The sequence below is a fragment of the Bartonella sp. AP57NXGY genome, from assembly GCF_042195805.1.
In the GTDB taxonomy this organism is placed as follows: domain Bacteria; phylum Pseudomonadota; class Alphaproteobacteria; order Rhizobiales; family Rhizobiaceae; genus Bartonella.
On the sequence record NZ_JBHIOZ010000022.1, the window covers coordinates 19734 to 21690 of the forward strand.

1 protein-coding gene and 1 pseudogene are annotated in these 1957 nt (G+C 41.6%); both read left to right on the forward strand.

Translation table 11 applies throughout. The features are described 5' to 3' along the window. Positions 1-282 (forward strand): annotated as a pseudogene (locus ACFIL8_RS04205) (erythrose-4-phosphate dehydrogenase); the annotation flags it as partial. A gap of 515 nt (positions 283-797) precedes the next feature. After that, positions 798-1957 (forward strand): phosphoglycerate kinase (locus tag ACFIL8_RS04210; protein ID WP_375688980.1); only part of this gene is annotated, 1160 nt, incomplete at its 3' end.

The window sequence follows — 1957 nt, forward strand, 5'->3', positions numbered from 1 at the left end:
GTTGATTTGACATTTATCGCTAAGCGTTCCACAACAATCGAAGAAATTAATACAGCTATTGCTACTGCTGCACAAGGTTCTTTGAAGGGCGTTTTGGACACGACAGAAGAAAAGCTCGTGAGTTGTGATTTTAATCATAATCCTCATTCAGCTATTTTCCACAATGATCAAACCAAAGTGATTGATGGTAAGCTCTGTCGCGTTCTGGTTTGGTATGATAATGAATGGGGCTTTTCTAACCGTATGAGTGATACTGCTGTAGCTTTTGCTCAGACAATATAAGAGGACCTCAGGGTCCTCTTTTTATAAGGAAAAGTCTCATTTTTGTGCAATTTTGAGAAAAACAGTTAGAGGCTGTTGTTCTCATGCGCTAGAGAGAAGAGGCTATTGAAACATTGATGATGTGTTTTGTTTTAATACTGTGTCAATACGTGCTTTTAAAAGATGAATGAAAGAGTAAACTTTTAAAAAGTAAGATCTGAACGAGATACCCTTTGAGAAAACGTTAGAAAACAGGAGATGTAAACTCTTTTTCCTAGAAGTAAAAGGAAGCTTTAATAGAGATCAAGTTGAGCCAGTGCATTTGTTTGCCACAATGGAATATGAAGATTAAGAGCAATGGTGGGCTTTTGTACATTTGACGATAAAAGCTTTGGATTTTTATTAAGCAAAGGGTGAGAGATAGGCTGTCGTGGATCTCTTGTAAAAGCAAAGAGGGGGATAAGTGGAAAGAAAAGTGGGCAGGGTTGTTGGATGCGTTTTTATTTGAAACAATGGAAAGTGAAGAGGAAGCAGTGATGGGGTTTCGTACACTTGATGATGTTGATGTTTTGGGCAAACGTGTTCTGGTGCGCGTAGATTTTAATGTTCCTATGGCACAGGGCAAAGTTTGTGACGAGACGCGTCTTGTACGGCATAAAGAGACACTCATTGAGCTACAAAAGTGTGGTGCTAAACTTATTCTGCTTTCTCATTGTGGTCGCCCCAAAGGAAAGGTAGAGCAAGAGTTTTCACTCCGTCCTGTTGTGCAAGTGCTGGAAAAGATCATTAATCAGCCGGTTGCTTTTGCTCCTGACTGTATCGGTTCGGCGGTGCAGGTTGCAGTTGAGTCATTACAAAATGGTGGTGTTTTACTGCTTGAAAATGTTCGTTTTTATGCTGGTGAAGAAAAGAATGATTGTTCTTTTGCAGAAGCTTTGGCTCATAATGGAGATCTCTATGTTAATGATGCTTTTTCAGTTTCTCATCGTGCCCATGCTTCGGTGGAGGGAATAACGCATTTGTTGCCTTCTTATGCAGGACGCTCTTTGCAAGGTGAATTGCAGGCATTAGAAAAAGGACTTGGCAATCCAGCACGTCCTGTGGTTGCCCTTGTGGGAGGAGCAAAGGTTTCTAGTAAGCTTTTTGTGCTCAATCATTTGGTGGAAAAAGTTGACTCCTTAATTATTGGTGGGGGGATGGCTAACAGTTTTTTAGCTGCGCAAGGTATCCATGTAGGGAAATCACTGTGTGAACATGCATTGATGGAAACGATAAAAAAAATCATTAAAAAAGCGCAAGAGTGTCACTGTACGCTTCTGCTCCCTCAGGATGCTGTCGTTGGATTTCGTTTTGAAAAAGATGCACCGCATCGTCTTTATGACATTGAAGATATTCCACAAGATGGCATGATATTGGATATTGGGACGCGCTCTATTGCGCATATCAATGCTGCGATAGATGAAGCTGCTACTCTTGTGTGGAATGGACCCCTTGGTGTTTTTGAGATGTCTCCCTTTGATAAGGGAACCATTGCCGTTGCACGCCATGCAGCAGAACGTAGTTTGACGGGAAAGTTGGTTTCAATTGCGGGAGGGGGCGATACGGTTTTTGCCCTTAATCATGCCGGTGTTGCCAATGATTTTACTTATCTTTCGACTGCTGGAGGAGCTTTTTTGGAATGGATGGAAGGAAAGAC